The 16,299-nt window shown below is 53.5% G+C and carries 18 protein-coding genes; 6 read left to right on the top strand and 12 right to left on the bottom strand.

Going from position 1 to position 16,299, the window contains the following annotated elements:
* From FHS21_RS29780 to FHS21_RS29755, 6 genes are all read right to left on the bottom strand, one after another.
* Window positions 1-611: Rossmann-fold NAD(P)-binding domain-containing protein (locus tag FHS21_RS29780; RefSeq protein ID WP_512699181.1), on the bottom strand; the 611-nt coding region annotated here is incomplete at its 3' end.
* Window positions 612-773: 162 nt separating this feature from the next.
* A complete protein-coding gene (locus tag FHS21_RS29775) occupies window positions 774-995 on the bottom strand; it encodes an aa3-type cytochrome c oxidase subunit IV (RefSeq protein WP_112532319.1) in 222 nt (73 codons plus the stop codon).
* A gap of 139 nt (window positions 996-1,134) precedes the next feature.
* Window positions 1,135-1,281 carry a DUF3096 domain-containing protein gene (locus FHS21_RS29770; protein ID WP_112532332.1) on the bottom strand — a complete coding sequence of 49 codons (147 nt, stop codon included), beginning with the start codon at window positions 1,279-1,281 and terminating at the stop codon, window positions 1,135-1,137.
* Between the two features lie 136 nt (window positions 1,282-1,417).
* Window positions 1,418-3,721 (bottom strand): putative bifunctional diguanylate cyclase/phosphodiesterase, encoded by a 2,304-nt coding sequence (locus FHS21_RS29765; RefSeq protein ID WP_183665694.1) that lies wholly within the window; start codon window positions 3,719-3,721, stop codon window positions 1,418-1,420.
* 240 nt (window positions 3,722-3,961) lie between these two features.
* On the bottom strand, window positions 3,962-4,471 hold the full coding sequence (locus FHS21_RS29760) for a hypothetical protein (RefSeq protein WP_183665693.1): 510 nt from the start codon (window positions 4,469-4,471) through the stop codon (window positions 3,962-3,964).
* The gene (locus tag FHS21_RS29755) at window positions 4,464-5,072 is read right to left on the bottom strand and encodes a CGNR zinc finger domain-containing protein (protein ID WP_112532321.1); all 609 of its coding nucleotides are present in this window, start codon (window positions 5,070-5,072) and stop codon (window positions 4,464-4,466) included. Before FHS21_RS29755 ends, FHS21_RS29760 begins: the two co-directional genes overlap by 8 nt.
* A 64-nt stretch (window positions 5,073-5,136) precedes the next feature.
* On the opposite strand from FHS21_RS29755, the gene FHS21_RS29750 reads away from it, so the two are divergent.
* Entirely contained in the window at window positions 5,137-6,036 is a 900-nt protein-coding gene (locus FHS21_RS29750; RefSeq protein ID WP_183665691.1) for a branched-chain amino acid ABC transporter permease, read from the top strand.
* Here FHS21_RS29750 and FHS21_RS29745 read toward each other — a convergent pair.
* Both FHS21_RS29745 and FHS21_RS29740 read right to left on the bottom strand, forming a co-directional pair.
* On the bottom strand, window positions 6,033-6,782 hold the full coding sequence (locus FHS21_RS29745) for an SDR family NAD(P)-dependent oxidoreductase (RefSeq protein ID WP_112532323.1): 750 nt from the start codon (window positions 6,780-6,782) through the stop codon (window positions 6,033-6,035). The two genes, FHS21_RS29750 and FHS21_RS29745, sit on opposite strands and share 4 nt — an antisense overlap.
* Window positions 6,783-6,916: 134 nt before the next feature.
* On the bottom strand, window positions 6,917-8,023 hold the full coding sequence (locus FHS21_RS29740) for a TRAP transporter substrate-binding protein (RefSeq protein ID WP_112532324.1): 1,107 nt from the start codon (window positions 8,021-8,023) through the stop codon (window positions 6,917-6,919).
* A gap of 264 nt (window positions 8,024-8,287) precedes the next feature.
* Here FHS21_RS29740 and FHS21_RS29735 point away from each other — a divergent pair, with 264 nt between their 5' ends.
* Window positions 8,288-9,058: a gamma-glutamyl-gamma-aminobutyrate hydrolase family protein gene (locus FHS21_RS29735; RefSeq protein ID WP_112532334.1), complete on the top strand. Its 771-nt coding sequence runs from the start codon at window positions 8,288-8,290 to the stop codon at window positions 9,056-9,058.
* A gap of 1 nt (window position 9,059) precedes the next feature.
* Here FHS21_RS29735 and FHS21_RS29730 read toward each other — a convergent pair whose 3' ends face one another.
* The 4 genes from FHS21_RS29730 to FHS21_RS29715 all read right to left on the bottom strand — a co-directional run bounded on the left by FHS21_RS29730 (window position 9,060) and on the right by FHS21_RS29715 (window position 12,193).
* Window positions 9,060-9,509 (bottom strand): hypothetical protein, encoded by a 450-nt coding sequence (locus FHS21_RS29730; RefSeq protein WP_112532325.1) that lies wholly within the window; start codon window positions 9,507-9,509, stop codon window positions 9,060-9,062.
* 98 nt (window positions 9,510-9,607) lie between these two features.
* Complete coding sequence (locus FHS21_RS29725; RefSeq protein WP_112532326.1) at window positions 9,608-10,627, bottom strand: LacI family DNA-binding transcriptional regulator; 1,020 nt, start codon at window positions 10,625-10,627, stop codon at window positions 9,608-9,610.
* A 76-nt stretch (window positions 10,628-10,703) separates the two neighbouring features.
* Complete coding sequence (locus FHS21_RS29720) at window positions 10,704-11,609, bottom strand: DMT family transporter (RefSeq protein WP_112532335.1); 906 nt, start codon at window positions 11,607-11,609, stop codon at window positions 10,704-10,706.
* Window positions 11,610-11,701: 92 nt separating this feature from the next.
* Window positions 11,702-12,193 carry a MarR family winged helix-turn-helix transcriptional regulator gene (locus tag FHS21_RS29715; protein WP_112532327.1) on the bottom strand — a complete coding sequence of 164 codons (492 nt, stop codon included), beginning with the start codon at window positions 12,191-12,193 and terminating at the stop codon, window positions 11,702-11,704.
* A 318-nt stretch (window positions 12,194-12,511) separates the two neighbouring features.
* Between FHS21_RS29715 and FHS21_RS29710 the strand changes: the two genes are divergently transcribed.
* The 4 genes from FHS21_RS29710 to FHS21_RS29695 all read left to right on the top strand — a co-directional run bounded on the left by FHS21_RS29710 (window position 12,512) and on the right by FHS21_RS29695 (window position 16,194).
* Window positions 12,512-13,252: a creatininase family protein gene (locus tag FHS21_RS29710; protein ID WP_183665689.1), complete on the top strand. Its 741-nt coding sequence runs from the start codon at window positions 12,512-12,514 to the stop codon at window positions 13,250-13,252.
* Between the two features lie 134 nt (window positions 13,253-13,386).
* The gene (locus FHS21_RS29705; RefSeq protein WP_376772246.1) at window positions 13,387-14,472 is read left to right on the top strand and encodes a CobW family GTP-binding protein; all 1,086 of its coding nucleotides are present in this window, start codon (window positions 13,387-13,389) and stop codon (window positions 14,470-14,472) included.
* Window positions 14,472-15,446: a WD40 repeat domain-containing protein gene (locus FHS21_RS29700; RefSeq protein ID WP_112532330.1), complete on the top strand. Its 975-nt coding sequence runs from the start codon at window positions 14,472-14,474 to the stop codon at window positions 15,444-15,446. Before FHS21_RS29705 ends, FHS21_RS29700 begins: the two co-directional genes overlap by 1 nt.
* Window positions 15,447-15,732: 286 nt before the next feature.
* A complete protein-coding gene (locus FHS21_RS29695; RefSeq protein WP_183665685.1) occupies window positions 15,733-16,194 on the top strand; it encodes an endonuclease III domain-containing protein in 462 nt (153 codons plus the stop codon).
* The last annotated feature ends 105 nt before the right edge of the window (window positions 16,195-16,299 follow it).

The raw sequence follows: 16,299 nt of genomic DNA, 5'->3' as shown, positions 1-16,299 counted from the left end.
ACCTGTTCCTTGACCGCCGGACGCACATCGGTTGCCGTCACCACCGCACCAAGCCGGCGCGCCGTGGCAATCGCCTGCAGCCCGGCAACACCGACACCCATGATGAACACTTTGGCGGCAGGCACGGTGCCGGCCGCCGTCATCATCATCGGAAGCGCGCGGTCATATTCCGAAGCCGCATCGATCACCGCCTGATAGCCGGCAAGATTGGCCTGGCTCGACAGAACGTCCATGACCTGCGCCCTGGTGATGCGCGGCATGAATTCCATGGTGAAGGCCGTGACCCCCGCATCGGCGAGCGCCTTGACCGCCGCATCGTTGCCGTAAGGGTCGAGCATGGCAATGACCACCGCACCCTTCTTGTAGGCCTTGAGCTCGGCCGAGGACGGCCGGCGCACTTTCAGCACCACATCGGCCCTGGCGATATCAGCCGCCTTGCCGATCGCCGCTCCCGCCGCGACAAACTCGCCGTCCGGTATGCGCGAGGCAACCCCCGCGCCAGCCTCGACAACAACCGCAAAGCCGAGGGCCGTCAGCTTCTTGACCGTCTCCGGCGAACCGCCAACCCGCGGCTCGTCGATCTCTTTCGGTATGAACAGTGTCTGAGCCAAGCTCTCACCCCCAAGCAAGTTAAACACAACAAAACCAGTGGCCTCGTCCCGAGACCAGCGCGGCTAGCGTCTTATGACGGTTGGAAACCCTGATATTCGGATCGTTCGAGTGAACGCCTTTCAAAGGTTACCCGCCCGGTATTTTTTACAGAACAGCCTGCCCTAGAGAAAAAACCAAGCGGCAACGCAAACAATGATGAAAAGGAGTGTGGCAGAGAAGAAGCCTCCGACGAAAAACCCGAATGCCATAGCAACCAGCAACGCTGCACAGGATACAACGCCCCATTTCGAGAGCGCCAGGAACAGATTGTAGGTGCTTTCATGTTCCTTGTAATCCATGGAAGCGCCCAATTCTGCTGGCGCAGTATCGTGATGATCAGCCATCTTCAAACCTCTTATAGTCGATGTCGCATTGGCAATAGCGAAAACACCGCATCAGCGCAATGCGCAGATAGTCGCTTGCAGGCACTCAATCGATATAAATCAAAGAAAGAGTTTATTCCCTTTCGAAGATAGAGCTGCCTTATGTGAGGAGATGCGGAAACAGTCCTGTCACGCCGATAATGATCAGATAGAGCGCAACGATATAATTCAACAGCCGAGGGGCGATCAGAATAAGTATCCCTGCGATCAAGGCGACGAGTGGTGCAATGGCTATCTGAGCAATCATGTCGATTTCTTCCCATTTGAGATTTATCGGCGGCAATGTTTCAAATGCAGTTTAGGTCAGCGCCGTCTCGTTGTCAGCGTGGGAAGCACCTTATCCAATGGACATTGTTCGTTGTGAAAAAACGGATATCCCAAGGTCAGTGCAAGGACACAGCGTATTCTGTCACTGCAACCAATTTCTGTTCCATTGGAGCATCAAGAAGCCTTGCAATATCCTGCGCGGGCATCGCAGCACCATACAAGAAACCCTGCACATATTCGGCGCCGATCCATTCACTGATCAACTCGGACTGTTCGTTGGTTTCAAGTCCCTCGATTGTCACCGACAATCCGAGTTCGTGCGACATCTGCACGATGCCACGAAGCAGTTTGAGGGACCTTCCCTCCGCAACAATATCGGCGATAAAAGAACGGTCGATCTTGACCTTCGTGACCGGAAGATCCTTCAGATAGCTCAGGCTTGAATAGCCCGTGCCGAAATCATCAATTGCAACCTGTACGCCAAAATCCTTGAGCTCCGAAAGAACGCTCCCGGTACTTTCTCGATCCGTTATGAGCGCACCTTCCGTTACTTCCACCTCCAGCAGATGCGGCTCAACGTCGTAGCGCCTCAGAGCGGATCGAATAATATTCACCATGTCCATGTTCTGCAGATCATAGGATGACAGGTTGACCGAAACGGCGATCCGTGACTCCCATCCATTGCAATCCTTGATGGCGCGTTCGACCACGCACCGGGTGAGATCGGAAATGAGCCCCATTTCCTCCGCCATGGGAATGAACTCAGCCGGAGAAATCGGGCCAAACTCCGGGTGATGCCATCGGGAGAGGGCTTCGCAAGCCGTCATGCGCAGGGTCCGAACGTTCACTATGGGCTGATAGGCTACGGTCAACGCGTTCTCGGCAATCGCCTTCCGCAAATCCGCTTTGAGCCGTTGCTTGCTGCGGAACGAATGGTCCATGGTTTCGACGAAGACAGCCCAATCTTTCTTGCTGTCTTTCTTCGCAACGTCGAGCGCCAGATCAGCATTCATGTGCATCACAACAAGATCAAACTCGGCCGCATTGGCAATCGCTACGCCGGCATTCGCGCCGGTTAAAATATCATGGCCGGAAACAAGGTATTGGCCGGAAACCATGCGCATGATGCGGTCCACAGATTCCAGCGCCGCATTCCGCGTCGGCGCGGAGAACAGCAGGACGAACTCGTCGCTTCCAAAGCGTGAGATCACGGGACCGTTTGCGTCAGCCAACGTCAAGCGATCGGCAAACGCGCGAAGCAGCTCATCGCCAATGCGGTGGCCAAACGTATCGTTCGTTCGTTTCAACCCATCGATGTCGACAACCATAAGAGCGATTTGTGCGTCTTGCTCAGCCATCTCAATATACGAACTGGCGATCTCGGCAAACTGACTGCGATTCGGCAAGCCGGTAAGGCTATCGTAGCGTGCCATCCGGCTAATTTGCGCTTCAGCTTCCGCACGGCGGGTAACATCCTGGAATATTAGAACTGTACCGCGCTCTGGATCTGGCGTCGCTGTAAACTCGAAGTGGCGTTTAGCCGGCGACACGAACACGTCCCGTTGCTTTGCCCCCGCCAAAAGATCCCGCATCTTCGTACGCAGGGCTTCCAGTGCCTCACTGGAAAAGTAGGTCCGCAGTTGAGCCAGACGCAACAGCGTTTCCAATGATCTGCCTCGGAGCTGTTCAGGATTATCGAACCCCATCATTTTCGCCGCCTTCATGTTGGCAACAGTAATGGTCTGGTTTCGATCGAACATCAGCAGGCCTTGCGGCATGCCGTTAAGTGCCGCGTCGAAGTTGTTGACGACGATACCAAGTTGCCGTTTGCCCAGCAGTGCATCGAAAAGCGACTGGCGCAAATTTGCGGCAATGCCGATATTGCTCCATAAGAAGGGGAGAATAAGCAAAGCGAGCAGCCAATTATAAAAACCGCCGAGAAGGATGAACGTCACGAACAGCGGCGCAAGCAGAGCGACCGACATTCCGATCACAACTGTACGTGAAACGAAGTTCCGCGTAACGAGTGCAACCGTTGAAGCAACAACGATAATGATACTGGTGATGGCTGCCGATGGGTCAGCCAAGATATAGATGCTGACAAAACACAGAAATCCGAGAAGGATACACGTGCCCAGCGCACCGGACAAATAACGCCATTCCCATTTCTTCAAGGTAGCCGCCGTTGCTTCGGTCAGATTAGCCTGTTCGAAAGCATTTGCATTTGCCATCCTGCCAATAACAGTGACGAAGAATGCGACGGCGAAGGCAATATAGATCGGATTATGGGTCTTGATATAGATCATCAAGGTGGCGGTAATCTGTACGATGGAGGTCCACCAGATTGCCTCCTTGTTCGCATAAAGTGTGCGAAGAAAAATGGTGTCGAGTGACATGCTCTCGCTGAGGTCAGTTCTCATCAAATGCCCGCGCACAACTGTACCCGCTACGGATACGTTACCGATTACTTACATAGAAACGCCAACGACAATGAAAACAGAGATTGGACAACGAGTTAGAGTATTTATTCTTACCGCATGTCAAATCTAAATTGCATAATTAGGAAAATAGAATTACCAATTCCTGAAAAGAACCAGAATACGATAACCTTCTGTATTTCAACGGACGGTCGGCATCAGTTGAATTAAGTCGTAAACGACCTAAGCAGGGCAAGCCGCAGAGGGATCTCCTGCTGAGCCTTTATCCGGATTGGGATCATAGAAAGGACCGACAACCAGCGGTTTATCCGGCATGACAGACTGATCCGTGTCTGAAATCATCTTCCGCTCAATTGTTTGCAGTAATTTACCATTGGCGTCTTCAAGGCGCATGCTGACTTTATATTCCCGGTTTGCCTTCACGCATTTAACTGGGGGACTTTCAATTGTGATTTTTTCCATCGTCGGCCATATCTTCTGCCGAACAATCATCGGATCGCCCCCCGCCGGATTTTCAAAAGTCGTCTCCAGCATTGAGCCATCGGGCAACGGGCGCAGCTTTGCCAACGTAAGCAGATAGGTCGCCTCTGCTATCCGGTAGTTGAAGACAAAAATCTTGCCGGAGACATTCACGTAGTCGCCCTCACCTGAGTCGCGGCACGCGCTCAGAGACAGAAGTCCGACGAGAAACAGCGACACTCCTGGACGCACGAATTTTGCTTTGTCAAACATGATTGTTTCCAGCCTGCTTTACATTGCGATTATAGTGCCGCCGGGCTTTCGCCCGATTGCCGCAGACATTCATATCGCACCACCGGCGGCTCCGATTACGGCTCTCATCGAGATAAAGCCAATAGCAATTCGGACAGGCCTTGATCCGTTCCAGTCGTGCGGGATCGAGTAGACGCATAGCCGAAAGAAAGGCTGCTGCGCCCAGAGATAATTCGCGCTTCTTTTCCGACAGATTTGGTAGCCTGAGGTCTCGCCCTTCCGGCTCATTGCATACAAGATCGGAGCCAAGACGCAGGAATGTGGATAAGTCTCCGGACTGCAGGCTGCCTTCACGGGTGGCGCTTCGAAATAAGCTGTTGATTACCTCGCGAATGCCGATGAGCGCTTCAGTTTCCTTTTGTGACAGCGGGGGGTGGAACTGCACGTTTCCCCATTCGCCAATCCGGAAAATTGCTGCAGCTTCCGCAAAGCGCGGCAATTCATTCGGGTCATCAAAACGATCCAGCGAGCGCTGCGGGTCACCGCGAAAAATCACTGTGTTCGCCAAGTCCAGGGCCAACACACCTCCGCTGAATCGATGAGCGTTCCAATCAAATGTCATGGCAAAATTCTAACTGGTAAAATCAATTTTGCAAGTTAGAATGGACGTGGGTAGAGAGCGGCAGATGGCATATTTTCTTCAACTTCTTTTAAATGGCATTCACAACGCCGCGCTTTATTCATTGCTCGCGTATGGTTATGTGCTCATCCACGGGCTGACGCATCGCACTGACCTGTCGCTTGGTGCTATTTTCGCCTTTTCCGGTCAGACCTTTATTCTGGCGACAGCATTCGGATGGTCTGTGCTGTGGATGACGTTGCCAGCCGCGCTTTCACTCGGAACCTTCATTGCTATCGTTTATGTCGGCATAGGCGGTTACATCATAGCAAGATTCATCTACGCCCCGCTCGATGCAGGGAACCGCAATACAGTGCTGGTGGCGACGCTTGGTCTTAGTATTTTCCTGATGGAACTGTCGCGCATTGCAGCGAACACGAGGGACTATTGGCTACCGCCATTGCTTGCAGACCCTGTTCGATTGCTCGGACCGGCGATTGGTATCAGTTTGACCCAGTTGCAGATCGTCAACATCGTGATCGCCTTCTCCGTTATCGCCGTTGGCGAGATGATCATGTTGCGCACGTCCGCAGGGAGAATCTGGCGCGCTGTCAGCGATGAACCCGCAGCCTCGGCGCTCTGCGGCATCGATCCATCGAGAGTAAGGACACAGGCTATCCTGGCGGCCTATGGTGTGTGTGCGCTCGCTGGATTTCTTGCAGCGCTCTACTACGGCAATGTCAGTTTCAACACCGGTATGATCTTCGGCTTGAAAATCCTCTTTATTACTGCCGCCGGAGGATTTTCACGGCCCCTGTACGCGGCATTCGGTGCAGCGGTCATCGGCATCATAGAATCTTTATGGGGTGGATACTTTTCTGTCTTGTGGCGGGATGCGGCCGTATTTTCCCTGCTCGTTTTTGTCCTCGCCACACGCACTAACGTTCAAGAAACCGAGCGCATTTAGCCTTGCAGGCTATGGCCACCGTCGATCGTAATAACCGTCCCCGTAATATAGCTGCTGGCGTCCGAAGCCAGCATCAACACTGCCCCATCAATGTCTTCCGCCTCCCCTAACCGGCGCATGGGATTCTTGCCCTTGAGAAAGCCTTTGGCCGGCCCATCCATGATTGTCTCATTGAGACGGGTCGGAAACCAGCCAGGTGCAATAGCGTTGACCCGGATGCCGTGCGGCGCCCATTCGAGCGCCAGCGACTTAGTCATCTGGGCTACTGCCGCCTTCGACATGGCGTATGCACCTGAACCTTTGAGGGGCGCATCAGCCAGAATGCTTGAGAGATTGATAATGGAGCCGCCAACACCCTTGGCTATCATTCGTTTGGCAGCCTCCTGGGCGATAAAAAATGCACCCTCGACGTTTACTTCGAAGATGTGCCGCAGTTGTTCGCGGGTCGTGGTAAGAGCCCGCTCGATCGTAGCCACACCAGCATTGTTGAACACCACCGTCACGGTTCCAAGGTTTTGCTCCGCCTCGTCAAAAGCGCGCCCGATATCAGCCGCGACCGTGACATCGGCAATGATGTTGAGAATGTTGGATCGATGCGCATTGTCGGGAGCGGGCGTTCGCGAGATCGAAACGACGTTCGCACCATGAGCAGCAAGTACCTGCACCATTCTCAGACCCAGGCCAGAAGAGCCCCCGGTAACCGCAATATTCTTGCCCGCAACAGAAATAGAAGGACTATCCGTCATTGAAAATACCAGTGAACATCGTGCCGAATTGTTGCGTCACTGTTAGACTGCTCCTTGAGAGCTGGCAACAGGCGGCATAAAGAACCCCGGCCTTATGCGGGTCGGGGTCTTCGTTTTCCTTTGGCGACAATGGATCACAGCTTTCCGTTACGTTGCTGCACCATCATGAACGTATCAAAAGTGTATTCCGCAACCTGTGCATACAGGAAATGTTCATTGCGGAATGCCTTGATCGAATTCCAGATTTTCTTGAATGGCTCATTGCTGTCTTCGAGTTGTGCATAGACCCCGTTGGCTGCTTCGAAACAAGCGGTCAGGATCTCGGGGCTAAAGGGCCGCAGTTGCGCACCACCAGCCACGAGACGCTTGATCGCGGCCGGATTTACGTAGTCGTACTTCTGCAACATGTTGGCATCAGTTGCCTGAGCTGCCGTACGGAACAGCGATTGATAAGCTGGAGGAAGGGAATCCCACTTTTGCTTGTTGACCATGAAACTGACGGTCGGGCCACCTTCCCACCAACCGGGGTAATAATAATAGGGCGCAACCTTCTGAAAGCCGAGCTTCTCATCGTCATAGGGTCCAACCCATTCAGCGGCATCGATCGTGCCTTTCTCAAGAGCCGGATAGATATCACCGCCTGCAATCTGCTGTGGCACAACGCCAAGTGTCTCCAGAACTTTGCCGGCAAAGCCGCCAACACGCATCTTGAGGCCCTTGAGATCTTCGACGGTCTTGATCTCCTTGCGGAACCAGCCACCCATCTGTACGCCGGTGTTGCCGCCCGGATAGGCTTGCAGACCCTGTTTGTTGAAGAATTCGTTCATGAGATCGATGCCGCCGCCATGATATTGCCAGGCGTTCATGCCGCGCGCATTGAGCGCAAAGGGCACAGCCGCACCCAGGGCCCAAGTGGGGTCCTTGCCCCAGTAATAATACGCGACGGTGTGGCAAAGTTCGACCGTACCGGCCGCTGCCGCGTCAGCGGCCTGAAGACCAGGAACGATTTCGCCAGCGGCGAATGGCTGGATCGTGAAGTTACCGTCAGTCGCTTCCCTCAAGTACTTCGACAATACTTCGGCGCCGCCGTAAATCGTATCCAATGATTTCGGGAATGACGATGCGCAACGCCAGGTGACCTTCGGCGTTGACTGTGCAATCGCAGGCGCCGCAAGCGTGGTGGCTGCTGCAGCTCCTACCCCGGCAAATCCTGCCTTCGTGATGAACGAACGACGATCCATACATTCTCCTCCAGACTATGATCTTCAATTCTATCGGCCCAGATCACCAGACGATCCTGTCTGGTCCTCCCGATCTCGTGATCACCATACACACTCATCAATTCAAGTCCAGCAGATGAACCTGCAGGCAGAACGACACATTGAAATGGCTGGACGCAAACGTCGAATGCGTCATCGCGCAATATTTTTCACCGCTCGCGTCGGCATTGGAAATGGGGGCAACTTACACTACATTCAGGCGAGGTCTTTTATGGAGTTAACATGATGCGGCAACCTCTCGTCGCCATAACGTCAGATGTACGTACGTTCGAAAATTACACGTGGCACGCAGCCCCGGATCAATATCTTATGGCGGCATACGAAGCGGCTGGCGTTATTCCGTTGATCGTTCCGTCATTTGGCGATGGCCTCGATATTGATGCCATTCTTGACGGTGTCGATGGCGTTCTCATCACCGGGTCGAAATCGAATGTTCATCCAGCTCTCTACGGCGTCGCACCCAGTGAAGCACACGAACCTTACGACCCGGCGCGTGACGCTACGTCGCTTCCGCTGATTCGCAGAGCCATCGAGCGCGGCGTACCACTATTGGCCATATGCCGCGGCATTCAGGAGCTGAACGTAGCCCTTGGCGGTACACTTGCTACCGAGATACAAGAGCTCGACGGGCGCATTGATCACCGCGCGCCGCAATCCGATCAACAGACCGAACGCTTCGCCATTCGTCATCCAGTGCACATCAAGCCGGGATCCTGTCTGGCGAATGTCATGCAAAGCGACGCTATCCAGGTAAACTCCGTACATCGGCAAGCCATCGATCAGCCCGCGCCACAGCTTGACATTGAAGCGGTTGCTGATGACGGCACGATTGAAGCCGTTTCAGTCAAGACTGCCCGCGCGTTTGCTGTTGGCGTTCAGTGGCATCCGGAATACTGGGTAAAGAGTGATAGTCCATCACGGAAGATATTTGCAGCATTTGGCGACGCCGCGCGCGCTCACAAGGCAAGCCGCGAGCGAATGCAGGCGGCGGAGTAATTTAGAACGCGTCAACGCCCTCAGTAGACATCGATAGAATCACAGAACGCGGTTCGACACTGACGTAGGCAAGACCGTCGCCTGGGCTGAATTCCACGATAGTACGACCAAGATTATCGGCAAGATCAATCGTGCCATCTTCGTTGTTGTGCCACGTCCTGGCGTTTGCCAACGGCGGATAGAGATTTCCGCAGCTGTTGTCGATCGTGAGCGCATTATGGCCGGGTGTACCATTTTCCAAAGGAAACGCCTTGCAGCTCGCCCCTCCGCCTGGGCTACTGATGACAAATCTTGGCACATCATGGCTACCCGTGTCCGCTGGTACAGACGCAGTCGTCTGTATGTCGACGTCCGCATCTTCGTCGGAGGTAAAAGTCGCGAAATCGAGGAACATGGCGACTACTGCCACTGCAGTGACGAAGCCGAGACAAGTCGTTTTACCCAGTAACATACTATACTCCACGGGAAACAGACGCCCTGTGAACCTAGTCGCGTAGAATTAATGAAGCGTGAAGCAGCATCCGCATAAGTTAATCTGGCGCGCCGCCGCTATCTCTCTTTTGGCTTTGAGGTCGACTGCCGGATTCGCAATTCCGGCTTGATCAATTCCTGCCGTGCATGCGTATCGGCACCGTTGAGCTGATCGAGCAGAGCCCTCGCTGCTCGCTGTCCCACTTCGCGCTGGCCGTTCCACACAGTTGTCAAAGCCGGCGTAGCGATTGCAGCCTCTTCAAGGTCGTCGTACCCGGTAACGGAAATATCGACGCCTGCAACCAATCCGGCGCGAGCAATGCCATTCATCATGCCGATCGCCGAAAGATCATTCCAGCAGACCGCAGCAGTCGGATGATCCTTCAAGGCGAGAAACTGAGGTGCGGCGTCAAAGCCGGCTTGTTTGGTTCGCGGGCCTGGGATGCGCCACTCCGGTTTCGCCTCTAGGCCCGCTTTTTCCATTGCATGAAGATAGCCTTCGTAACGATCGCGTCCCGTGGATGTCTGGTCGGTGCCGCCCACCATGGCAATGCGTGTATGTCCCAGGGAAATAAGGTGGTTTGTGGCAAGGCCAATGCCATAAGCATCATCCCCGCGGAAGACCGGTACATTGGCATCCTTGACGGTTCGGGCGATCAGCACAACCGGCAATCCATTTTCCTCCGCCATGCGAATATCTTCCGCCGGGGTACCGATAGCCGGGGACATAATTACACCATCTCCCCCGAGTTGCAGCACTGTATCTATGAATGTCCGTTGCTTATCCAACTGATCATAGTGATTGGATAAAATGAATGTCTGGCCGGAACGATCTAGTTCGCCCTCGATTGCACGCAATATTTCTGCAAAGAACGGGTTCATGATGTCGTGGACCACGACACCCACAATGCCCGACCGCGAAGTGCGAAGGCTTGCGGCGCGCCGGTTATAAATGTAACCGATAGCGCGAGCGTGTTCTTTTATCTTCTCACGCGTCTGATCGGCCACGAGCGGACTATCTCGCAAAGCCAGCGATACGGTTGCTGTAGACACTTTCAGCGCGTCGGCAATAGTCGATAGCTTAATTTTCTGCGCCAAAAAAACCGCCTCCCCACAGTATCATCAAATAAGCCACGTTATGGTACTCGGCGTTATGCCATTGCAATCAAATAAATCAAAGTCCTTTCAAGCCCGCCGCCCGCGACTGTCGTTCGCGGTGCACGACGTAAAGACCACTGCCAATGATAACAACCGCACCACAGAGCGTATATGCGTCCGGAAATTGGTTGAAAAACAGATATCCGAACGCCAGCATCCAGATGATTTGCAGGAACGGATAGGGCGCTAGCGCAGCCGTCGTCGCTCTTCTGTAAGCCAGGATGATCAGATAATGGCCAAGACCGCCAAAAAAACCGAGTATCAGCAGTAGAACAATCTGAAACGGTGTATCCGGAATGACTGCCTGCATCACCGCAGGTGACATCAATATAGCTGGGGCAAGAGCAGAAAAGAAAATCAGGCTCTCCGGCGATTCCGTTACCGCCATACGGCGCGTCAAAAGAACGTATAGCGAATAGCTTAGCATCGCAGCGATCGAATAAGGCAATCCGGGATTGAACGCGCCAAATCCTGGGCGGGCAATGATCAGCACTCCTATGAATGCGACGATAATGGCTGCCCACCGCCTCCACCCTGCCCATTCGCCGAGCAGGGGACCTGCCAAAGCTGCGATTACCATTGGCGCTGCAAAGGTTATGGTGATCGTCTCGCCGAGTTGCATCGTCTGCAACGCATAAAAGTTGAAATATGTTGAGCCAAACAAACAAAGCCCACGCAGGAATTGAAGGGGGATGTTGCGAACCTTGAAGAGCCGCGGATTTGACCAGGCTCGAAAGAAGATCAGCGCCAGGATCGCGTGTTCCACAAACCGCATCCAGGAAATGAACGCCGTGGGAATACCAGACAGAACCAGATATTTAGCACTGGAATCGAGACATGAGAACAGAAAGCCGGCGGCAAAAATATAGAAAATGGCGGCAGCCGGCGCGACTTCCTGCGAGGACGGGAGAGGTGGTGACAACAGGTTTACCAATCAGGCGGGAAGGAACTGCCCACATGATAACAAGTTCATGCGTTTTGTAACCGCCAATTGAAAAAACTTTTACCTATCGTCTATTCGTCGTCGGCATCATCATCGTCGTGATCGTCATCGGGGGCGGTTTGGCGTAAAAGTTCCGCTGCTGATAGATTGATCTCAAGCCGCGAAAGCATTTTTACAAAGGCCTTGCGCTCTTTCTTGTCAAACCCCTTCATCGCGTCCTTTTCAGTCTTGCGAATGGACTTCTCGATTGATTTGATTGCCTCATTACCGGTATCTGTCAGGAAAATATGGGCTTGACGCTGGTCTGTCGTGGACCCTTCTTTCTTGACGAAACCTTGTGTTTGCAGGCGGGAGATCGTCTTGGTAATTGTTGGCGGGCGCACACCAAGGCGTTTGGCGAGAACGCTCGGCGATAGACCATCTTCGTGGGCCAGTTGCAGCATCACCGCATCCTGCCCTGCATAGAAGCCATGGCCAAGCAATCGGGTGGCCAGCGCCGTCCGCGTCAATCTTGCGGTCGATTGCAGACGATGAAGAATGAGGGGTTTACGATCCTTGACCATTCAAACTCCTGCTTGCACATCACGTATTGACCAGTTGATGATAAGGCGGCTAGTTCTTGTTGTGGGGGTAGTTAACAGACGAACATTATGCGCTGACACAGCCATTACAATAGCAAATCCAAAACCGAATGAGCAAATCGACCTGGATTGACCCATTCCTTGCACAGCAAACCCGCGTTACAATTCTTATATGACAATCTGATGAAATTTGCCGACGAATTTGTGCGTGGTGCCAAATAAGGCTGTAAAACTGCAATCGAACGTGACTATCTTTCACCGGTCACACCGACCGGATCAAATAGGACGAATGAGCCGGAAATGCCGAAGCAAGCGACGATTGCCCTCCTTCCTCTCGGTGCGCATGAGCAGCATGGCCCGCATTTGCCCTATGAAACCGATACGCTTATCGCTGCAGGTCTGGTCGATCGGCTTAAGGATGCCCTCCCACAGGCGTTATCGGTCGATTTTTTACCTGTCGAACGGGTTGGCTACTCCATCGAACACATGGGTATTGCCGGTACCCGGACATTGACCTTTAACGAGGCGGTAAATCGCTGGATCAGCATCGGCGAAAGGGTAGCGCGGCGGGGCATATCGAAGCTGGTCCTTCTGAATGCCCATGGCGGCAACGCCCCGCTCATGACGATCGTCGCTACGGAATTGCGGGTTCGTTTCAATATGCTTGCTGTGACAACAAGCTGGACCCGATTTGGTTTGCCGGATGGCCTGATGTTACCCGAAGACAAAGCACTCGATATCCATGGTGGATTCATCGAGACTTCGGTGATGCTCGCGTTGCATCCCGAGCTTGTGGATATGACCAAAGCAAGAAACTTCGGTTCCAATCAACGCCACTACGCCGAAACCTACAAACACCTGCGTGCTTATGGCCCACATGCTTTTGGCTGGAAAATGACGGATCTGAACAAGGAGGGCGTAGCGGGCAACGCAGCTCTCGCTACTGCAGAAGCTGGCGAAGAAATTATCGCTCACAGTGTGAAAGGTCTTGTGGAATTGCTCGAAGACGTCGGCAGGTTCGATTGCTCTGTCCTCAGCTGATGCACCTCAATCGGATTGATGCACTCATTCACGCATTTGAACGCTATAGGTGTGGCAAAAACTGATCTGATCACCTATATCGTGGGTCTATCCATTCAAAGAGGCACACGATGAGTGAAGCTCAGACGAAGTCTATGGCAGCGGAAGCTGCACGTCCCGCCCAGATCCCGGTGACAGTCCTGACTGGTTATCTTGGCTCAGGAAAAACAACACTTCTCAACCGCATCCTGAGTGAAGATCACGGCAAGCGGTATGCTGTCATCGTCAACGAATTTGGCGAGATCGGTATCGACAACGATCTGATCGTCGAATCGGACGAAGAAATTTATGAAATGAACAATGGCTGCATATGCTGCACCGTACGCGGCGACTTGATCCGCGTGGTGGAGGGCCTGATGCGCCGTCCCGGGCGGTTCGATGCCATTATCGTCGAGACGACAGGGCTTGCCGATCCCGTGCCGGTTGCCCAGACTTTCTTCATGGATGACGACGTCCGCAGCAAAACGATGCTCGATGCGGTGGTTGCATTGGTCGATGCCAAGCATCTGCCACTGCGTCTAAAAGACAGCCGCGAGGCGGAGGACCAGATCGCTTTTGCCGACGTCGTGCTTCTGAATAAAGCCGACCTCGTAACTGCAGAAGAGCTTGCTGCGGTTGAGGCGACTGTCCGCGCCATAAATCCGCATGCGGTCATTCACCGGACCGAACGGGCCGACATTGATTTGTCTCGCGTTCTCGATCGCGGCGCTTTCGATCTGGCGCGGGCCCTGGAAAGTGATCCGCATTTCCTCGATCACGATCATCCAGATCATGAATGCGACCCCGATTGCGATCACGATCACGAACATCATCACCACCACGATCATGGACACGACCACCAGGGGCACGACCATCATCACCACGATCATGCATCCCCTATACATGACGTAACGGTTCAGTCCGTCTCGCTTCGGACAGGTGAGCTCAACGCAGACAAATTCTTCCCATGGATTCAAAAGATCACACAGGAGCAGGGGCCGAATATTCTTCGGCTGAAGGGCATTCTGGCGTTCAAGAATGATCATGAACGCTATGTTATCCAGGGTGTGCACATGATCATCGAAGGTGACCATCAGCGTGCTTGGAAGGACGGCGAAAAACATGAGAGCCGTCTCGTATTTATCGGCCGGGAACTCGACCATGATGCATTGAAATCCGGCCTCGAAAGCTGTCTTGCCTAATGCCGACCATCGCCCCGCTTGATCTTGCCGGCCATTGCATTGACGCACGCTTTATCCGGGATGTTCCTTTCTTTGCGTTGGCCGATGGGACCATACACCGCCTCGACAATGGTCATAAGGTCACTGAAGCCCATGACGGGTTGCTTTGTGCAGTGCCTTCGTTTGACGGCAGGTCCCTCCTGACCGGCGGCGAGGATGGCCGAATCTGTGCGACTGACTTGAACGGCCAAGCGAAAGAGCTAAGCCTCATCCCGCGCAAATGGATGACGGCCTTGGCTGCAGCGCCGAATGGTGCAATTGCCTTTGCGTCCGGTCGGTCGGCGTGGGTAAGGTCGGCCGATGGTACAGTTCGCGAAATTCTGCATGAGCGCAGTGTCGAAGGTGTAGCCTTTGCCCCCAAGGGATTTCGATTGGCTGTCGCCCGTTATAATGGCGTGACCCTGCATTGGCCGGCAACGAGCGGCGCTCCGACCGAGCTTGAATGGAAAGGTGCGCACGTCTCCGTCATTTTTTCCCCGGACAATCGTTTTCTCGTCACCTCGATGCAAGAGAATGCTCTGCATGGCTGGCGTCTTGAGGACAATCGCCATATGCGCATGACCGGTTATCCCAACAAGGTGAAGAGCTGGTCCTGGAGCGCGAAAGGCAAATGGCTGGCCACATCGGGTGCACCCGCCGCTATCATTTGGCCGTTTTCCGGAAAAGATGGCCCGATGGGCAAGGCACCTCTTGAGCTTGGAACGCGCGGCGATAACCTGGTCACCGCTGTTGCCTGCCATCCGGTTGAAGACATCGTGGCGATCGGCTACTCGGATGGGATGATTTTGGTCGGCCGTTTCGGCGATCAGAAAGAAGTTCTCTTGCGCCGTGGTGGTAAAAGCGCGATGTCCTCGATGAACTGGGACACAAGCGGGCACAGATTGGTATTCGGCACAGAAGCTGGTGATTGTGGGGTAATCGATATTACCGCATGAGCAATAAGGCCGCCGGCCGCCTCACGCGACATCCTGACTGCTGGACTTGTTCTCTTTTCGTTCTATAATTGAGGCATGCAATATGTTATGGATTTTGGAATCCCGAGCCCCCTCGTCATTGTCCATGATCGATTGAAGGCACATTATGGACGGGATTGGCCTGTTTCAATTCGCTCAGATCCGATAGATCACCTTGTTTTTGCCATGACGAGCCAACCGGACCCTCGGCAAGGTATCCGTGGATGCATTCTGCAAACTTCGGGCAGCATTTCAACCGTGGGATTTGATGACTAAGGCTCCCTATGAGGAGGTCCATACCTGTATTCAAAACATCACTTATGCCGATACGTATGCCAATTTCATTCCAGCGGCTCTTCGCCTGATTAAAGAGAAAGAAGGCACGCTTAACCTCGATTTCCTAAAGGGATGGACTGTTCCAAAAGCTCAAGCATGGCTTGAGAAGCTACCTGGCGTCGGGCCCAAAATCAGCGCTTATGTTTTGAATACCAGCAGATTGCGTATGCCCGCCCTTATTGTCGATACGCATCACTGGCGCGTCGCAAAGCTTCTTGGCCTCATCAACCATGATACGCCGTTTGAAAAAGCTGCTTCGTGCTTCGAAAGGCAAATTCCGAACACATGGACAGCCAAAGATCGGGAAGACCATCATTTTATGATCAAGCAAATCGGTTTGGACTTCTGCAAGGACGGTGACCTGCTCCCCTTTGTGTCCGCATTTATAAGTTAGCTCTGTTCTGGATTTGACGTGCTACCCGTCTTTAGGCCACCCGGAGCTGGAATTTTCCGGGGTTAAGGCTCATGCCGGCGGATGAGCCGATGAGCCGTTTATGAG

The sequence above is a fragment of the Phyllobacterium trifolii genome (assembly GCF_014192095.1).
Lineage (GTDB): Bacteria > Pseudomonadota > Alphaproteobacteria > Rhizobiales > Rhizobiaceae > Phyllobacterium > Phyllobacterium trifolii.
This window is presented reverse-complemented; position numbering and strand designations above follow the sequence as displayed.

Bases quoted from the DNA above. Each gene is read 5' to 3' on its own strand.
- FHS21_RS29775 (WP_112532319.1), bottom strand. From the start codon at position 995: ATGGCTGATCATCACGATACTGCGCCAGCAGAATTGGGCGCTTCCATG.
- FHS21_RS29770 (WP_112532332.1), bottom strand. From the start codon at position 1,281: ATGATTGCTCAGATAGCCATTGCACCACTCGTCGCCTTGATCGCAGGG.
- FHS21_RS29765 (WP_183665694.1), bottom strand. From the start codon at position 3,721: ATGAGAACTGACCTCAGCGAGAGCATGTCACTCGACACCATTTTTCTT.
- FHS21_RS29760 (WP_183665693.1), bottom strand. From the start codon at position 4,471: ATGTTTGACAAAGCAAAATTCGTGCGTCCAGGAGTGTCGCTGTTTCTC.
- FHS21_RS29755 (WP_112532321.1), bottom strand. From the start codon at position 5,072: ATGACATTTGATTGGAACGCTCATCGATTCAGCGGAGGTGTGTTGGCC.
- FHS21_RS29750 (WP_183665691.1), top strand. From the start codon at position 5,137: ATGGCATATTTTCTTCAACTTCTTTTAAATGGCATTCACAACGCCGCG.
- FHS21_RS29745 (WP_112532323.1), bottom strand. From the start codon at position 6,782: ATGACGGATAGTCCTTCTATTTCTGTTGCGGGCAAGAATATTGCGGTT.
- FHS21_RS29740 (WP_112532324.1), bottom strand. From the start codon at position 8,023: ATGGATCGTCGTTCGTTCATCACGAAGGCAGGATTTGCCGGGGTAGGA.
- FHS21_RS29735 (WP_112532334.1), top strand. From the start codon at position 8,288: ATGCGGCAACCTCTCGTCGCCATAACGTCAGATGTACGTACGTTCGAA.
- FHS21_RS29730 (WP_112532325.1), bottom strand. From the start codon at position 9,509: ATGTTACTGGGTAAAACGACTTGTCTCGGCTTCGTCACTGCAGTGGCA.
- FHS21_RS29715 (WP_112532327.1), bottom strand. From the start codon at position 12,193: ATGGTCAAGGATCGTAAACCCCTCATTCTTCATCGTCTGCAATCGACC.
- FHS21_RS29710 (WP_183665689.1), top strand. From the start codon at position 12,512: ATGCCGAAGCAAGCGACGATTGCCCTCCTTCCTCTCGGTGCGCATGAG.
- FHS21_RS29705 (WP_376772246.1), top strand. From the start codon at position 13,387: ATGGCAGCGGAAGCTGCACGTCCCGCCCAGATCCCGGTGACAGTCCTG.
- FHS21_RS29700 (WP_112532330.1), top strand. From the start codon at position 14,472: ATGCCGACCATCGCCCCGCTTGATCTTGCCGGCCATTGCATTGACGCA.
- FHS21_RS29695 (WP_183665685.1), top strand. From the start codon at position 15,733: ATGACTAAGGCTCCCTATGAGGAGGTCCATACCTGTATTCAAAACATC.